The sequence below is a fragment of the Methylobacterium sp. E-046 genome, assembly GCF_022829625.1.
Taxonomy (GTDB): Bacteria; Pseudomonadota; Alphaproteobacteria; order Rhizobiales; family Beijerinckiaceae; genus Methylobacterium; species Methylobacterium longum.
In genome coordinates this window covers 1-4,633 of sequence record NZ_JAKSYP010000012.1, presented here as the reverse complement: position 1 = coordinate 4,633, position 4,633 = coordinate 1, and the positions used below count along the sequence as shown (strand labels likewise).

The 4,633-nt window shown below is 64.1% G+C and carries 4 protein-coding genes and 1 pseudogene; 2 read left to right on the top strand and 3 right to left on the bottom strand.

The window, feature by feature from the left end:
• Positions 1 to 286: 286 nt before the first annotated feature.
• Complete coding sequence (locus MKK82_RS00270) at positions 287 to 550, top strand: hypothetical protein (RefSeq protein ID WP_243984204.1); 264 nt, start codon at positions 287 to 289, stop codon at positions 548 to 550.
• Positions 551 to 1,425: 875 nt separating this feature from the next.
• Here MKK82_RS00270 and MKK82_RS00265 read toward each other — a convergent pair.
• Together MKK82_RS00265 and MKK82_RS00260 are read right to left on the bottom strand one after the other, a co-directional pair.
• The gene (locus MKK82_RS00265; RefSeq protein ID WP_243984203.1) at positions 1,426 to 2,529 is read right to left on the bottom strand and encodes a catalase family protein; all 1,104 of its coding nucleotides are present in this window, start codon (positions 2,527 to 2,529) and stop codon (positions 1,426 to 1,428) included.
• A 184-nt stretch (positions 2,530 to 2,713) separates the two neighbouring features.
• Entirely contained in the window at positions 2,714 to 3,685 is a 972-nt protein-coding gene (locus MKK82_RS00260; RefSeq protein ID WP_243984202.1) for an AraC family transcriptional regulator, read from the bottom strand.
• Between the two features lie 375 nt (positions 3,686 to 4,060).
• Between MKK82_RS00260 and MKK82_RS00255 the strand changes: the two genes are divergently transcribed.
• Entirely contained in the window at positions 4,061 to 4,315 is a 255-nt protein-coding gene (locus MKK82_RS00255) for a hypothetical protein (RefSeq protein ID WP_243984201.1), read from the top strand.
• Between the two features lie 80 nt (positions 4,316 to 4,395).
• On the opposite strand, the pseudogene MKK82_RS00250 reads toward MKK82_RS00255, so the two are convergent.
• A pseudogene (locus MKK82_RS00250) lies at positions 4,396 to 4,633 on the bottom strand (diguanylate cyclase); the annotation flags it as partial.

Here is a 4,633-nt window from a genome sequence, read left to right as displayed (position 1 = left end):
CGCGGTTGGATCCAGGCAAGCCTTCCCTGTTGCCGGAATTGCCGTTCCGGCTTGACTCCCGAGGGGGTCGTGTGGCTTGTGAGGAGTTAGTTAGACGGTCCTCACAGGCCCCAGGTTTTCAGCAGCCTCTTCCTTGCCGGGAAGGGGCTGTTGGCTTTTCAGGGTCTATCTCGCGGCGATCTCTCCTGAATGGTGGCTGCGACTCGCCAAAGCGGGTGCAGCCGGAACGGTCCATGTCGGCCGGCGCGCACGGTTAAGTCAACGTTGGGGGATAATCAGCGCGCCGATGACTGCCGGACTACCGACTGTCGCCGACCTGCGCAGGGCCGGCCGCATCAGCAGCCAGGAGGTTGTGGCAGCGATCGACGCCTACATGCGGGATCCTGCGGCCGAGCTCTACCGCTTCGCTAGTGGCCACAGCCTCGACGTCGCAGCCCTCGTAGATGCGTCCCCAGCTTTGGAGAAGGTGGGCCGGTCCAGACCGCTCGACGCCGGGATCCGCACGGTGCTGGCGGCGGCCATCATGGCGGCGCGTCCGACGCCGCCGTAACCCTCTGCCGCCCGGCCCCGCCCCGATCTACTCACGGGGCAGCGGAGCGTCCGATCTCGCCGGCGATGAGCCAAGTCGATACGCAGCGCGCCTCGGGGAGAGGATGCCTGCGGCCAGTCAGCGGATCGTGGCTGAAGCCATGCATCAGTCGTCCCGGGGCGGGTTCGGTGGCTCGAATGGCGCCACAGGTATGCTCGTAACCAGCAGCGCTATCATTGCGACGCGCGAGTTCAGCAAGATGGCCGGGGGCTCTCCGGTGATGGCCCGCCAAGCCGCGATGAAGGTGTCGACGGGCAAGGCTGCCAGCCTGTCGGCTGCAGGGATGAGATAGTCCGCAGTGCCGAGCGCGGGCGTTTCCATGCAGCTCAACGGGAACGAAGCGATTTAGGCCGTTCCGATCGCGCGAGATGGTGAGTCGGATCTTCCGGTTTGAGACCACGAAAAAGCCCGCGCCGGTAAACCGGGCGGGCTGATCCAGATCCGATCATCGGGGGGGGGCAGAAGCTCGAACCTACGTGAGGCGTACCATGCGCCCGTTAAAGAAAAGCCCGCCGCGGTAAACCGGGCGGGTGAGGAGTTAAGGGAGGCGTCCCGAATGGCTTCCGGACGTCAGAGGAACTTCTCACGCCGGATGGTTAATGAAACCTTAGCTCGCCCCGGCACGGTTGCGGCACGGTGAGCGGCGCTGCATCGCTCAAGCATGACCCGATCCGAACTCGTCGCCCGCATCGCGGAGCAGAACCCGCACCTCTACGCGCACGAAGTTGAGGCGGTTGTTGAACCGGCATTCCCGCGTCAGCATCACCCTTCAACCAGCACCGACCAGCCTCGACCGTTCCTTCCTTCGTATTGAAACCGTCGCGCCCTATCGCGCTCTACGGAAGGTTGATCGCCTCACGTGGCTCCGCAATGGTGTGACCGTTCCGCTCGGCGCGGAAGCGCTTGCCCATCTCGTAGGCTTGCTTGCGCGAGCGCATGATGCCGCCGAGGGGCCGGTGCGCAGCGAGCCCGTGCCACGGGCTGAACGACAGGCCGTCATCGACCGCGCTCGACCGAGCCTCACTCCAAGCCGTCTGCGGCTTCACCCGGATCAGCGCAACGGTCTGGTACAGGCTCTCGCTCTCGGGCCAGACCGTGGCGGCGTTCTCGACCGGCATCGTGTCGAGGTTGGTGCAAAGTTGCGCCCTGACCTCCCAGAGCCCCCCATTCGCACGGAAGAATTCGACGACTGCCTCCCGTATGGCGTTCGGACCGCCGTTCTGCGCTATGGACTTATCGGTCAAGGCCATCAGTTCGGGCGTGACTGGCGCGACGCACAGCTTGGCGACGTGATCGCCGAAGCGCACGGGAACCTGACTGTAAAAGGTCTCACCGAGGATGTGGGTCTCGGGCTGGCCGCCCATCGTCGCGACTGTGGCGTTGGGCCCACCGGTAGTCGAGACGATGATCTCCTGCACGCCCCGCATCGCGCCAGAGACGACCTTCTTGAAGCCCTCCGCCTTGTTGGTCGTGGCCGCGAGCAGCTTCAGGGTGGCGAGGAAAGCCTTCGGCGTCGGCGCGCCGAAGGCAGGCCCGTTGACCAAGACGAGGTCCTGAGTGACGTCCCCTTCGGAACCCTCCAGCCGCTCGCCCTCGACGCCAATGATCTTCACGGCAAGGCCGCGGGGCGTCGAGACGCTGTCATCGAGGATGTCGCCCGGGATAGTCGAGAGGCGCATGATCACCGGATAGGTCGCCTGCTTGGAAAACAGACCCTGAGCCAGCGTGGGCGGAAGCCCTGCGGGCACCTCAAGCTCACCCTCTAGGAACCCGTGGCTCTTGGCGTGAACGCTGCGGATAGCGTGGCCGCCGTCCGCCAGGGTCTTCTCGCTGACGGAGCGCATCGTCTCCATCAGGCTCTGCGCAGTCTCAGCCTCATCGTCGGCGACGGTTTCGACGTCGGGGCTGTAGCGAAGGTAGAAGGCACTCGCGTCGACCATGATTATTCCTCGGGGTGGGAGCGATGGCACGACCGGGGACCGGTCACCTTCCGTCCTCAGCGACTGAACGTGGCCAAGATCACCTGACTTCGACGGTTCCCGGCGGCTCGGTTCGGTCGAACGCTGGCAGACGTGATCCGAACGATGGAGCACCGAGACGGGGCCAATCGGCATCCCGAAGGGATCAGGTCGGTTCGGCGTTCGGAGACTCGCTTTCGATGCGCTCCGGTTCACCTTCGTCCATTCCACCCACCAAACGGAACTGGCTCGGCGCGGTCCCAAATTCGACCTCGAACGCCTTGCTGAACGCGCTCCGGCTCGCGTAGCCGACAGTGGCGGCGATAACTTTCACCGGCACGTCGGTGCCGCTGAGGAGACGAGCGGCGATCCGGAGGCGAACTCTCTGAACAAACTCCATCGGGCCTTGCCCAAAAGCCGTGGCGAACCTTTCCGCGAAGCTGGTCCGGCTCATGCCTGCGAGGGCCGCCAAGCTGTCGACGGAGTAACGTGCACCCGGCTGTTCGAGGACCGCCAGGACGGCCCGGGCGAGCTTCGGGTTCTGTAGGGCAGCCAGGATGGGTGATGTGAATTCGCTTGCTGTCAGCTGCTGGCGCAGGAGGATGATGAGGCACTGCTTCATCAGCACCTCCGTCATCGCTTGTGTCGCGAGATTGGGTCTCATAACCTCGGCGAGCATGAGTTCAAAGGCGTAGCGCAGCACCGGATCCGAGGGGAAGGTCTCCACCATGGGGGCCTGGAACAGCTCGAACAGGCCCATTGCACCAGTGTGCGTGTCGGCGATCTGGCCGCATACGAAGAGCGCGTCGGGGCTCCCGTCACCGGCCGTGAAGGAGATCAATCCGTCACCGTGGAGGACGCAGTGATCCTCGGCTCGGACCTCACCGACGCAATCCTCGGCAGCACCGAGGCTGTGCGAATGTCGAGCCGGCACGACGATGATGGTGTGCGGCGCGAAGGATCGCCAGGGTCCTTGCCCGACACGAAGGCTCCCGGTCCCGCGCAGCACGTAGTGAACGGTGATCGCCTCGAAGGGGCTGAAACCTAGGCGCCATCCGCGCTGTATGGTGCAGACGGAGAATGAGCGCAGCCGCACCGCGAGCGTGACGAGCAGGCGGTCGAGAAGATCGGCTCCCATGGTGGCGGACTATGCGTCATCGCTATCGAAAGCCACAGCGATTTACTGTGACTTCGACAGCCTTATGCACGGCCAGGGCGTGCACTGAGGGTAAGCCCAGGTCGCAGCTAACGATTGACCGAGGATTGCTCGCTGCCGCCGCAGACCCTCGATCACCCCATAGCTGACGCTTCACTCAGGTCGCCTCACGAGGTGCAGATAGTCGGGATTGAAGTCGCAATACGCCTTCAGCCGCTCTACGTCGGAGACGTTGAGCCGCCGCTGTCGCAGCACGATCAGATCTTCCTCACACAGAGTGTCAATTCGACGCAATTCGATGCTTCCCGCAGCATCCGGTGATCTGGAACTGCCGAGCTTAGCGGCGTATCAGACCGCATGGCCAAGCGCTCAAAGCAACGGCCTCAGGACCGAGGCTTCGTCTTGTTTGACGCCATCTTCGAGGATGGCAGTCGTGCCTCGAACCGACGTGTGCCGATGGAGATCCTAGGCAGCTTGGATGGCGATCAACCGGCTCGGGAACTCATCGAGCAGCAGGAAATGGAGATCGCCGAGAAAGCGGGTCGGCCGCTGCGGGTAATCCAGAGCCTGACGCGGGCCGTCAAGCCAGAGCCGAAGTCTTCACGAGGATGAATGCAGGTCAAAGCCGGCTCTGTTGTCGCTGCCGCCACACACGCCGACGTGGCAACACTGGCGCCTACCTGATGACAGGTTCAGTGCAGCTTCGGATCGCGCGATGGCCTTGCCGCCGTGACCGCCTGCCCGTCCGGCAGTGACGCCGCGATCTGCTGGCCGAGTTCGAACAGCAGAGCCTGCAGCAACGGACGAAGCCGGGCGGCGCTGTCGTCGTCGAGCTGATGCATGTGCTCCCAGAGCTTGAGGGCACCCTCGGCCATGTGATCTATGGCTGAGCCCGCTGCATCGCGCACCGCTAGGTAGCGTGACGGTCCA

What these genes read in the sequence shown, in the direction of transcription:
- MKK82_RS00270 (WP_243984204.1), top strand. Translation starts at nt 287, where the DNA reads ATGACTGCCGGACTACCGACTGTCGCCGACCTGCGCAGGGCCGGCCGC.
- MKK82_RS00265 (WP_243984203.1), bottom strand. Translation starts at nt 2,529, where the DNA reads ATGGTCGACGCGAGTGCCTTCTACCTTCGCTACAGCCCCGACGTCGAA.
- MKK82_RS00260 (WP_243984202.1), bottom strand. Translation starts at nt 3,685, where the DNA reads ATGGGAGCCGATCTTCTCGACCGCCTGCTCGTCACGCTCGCGGTGCGG.
- MKK82_RS00255 (WP_243984201.1), top strand. Translation starts at nt 4,061, where the DNA reads ATGGCCAAGCGCTCAAAGCAACGGCCTCAGGACCGAGGCTTCGTCTTG.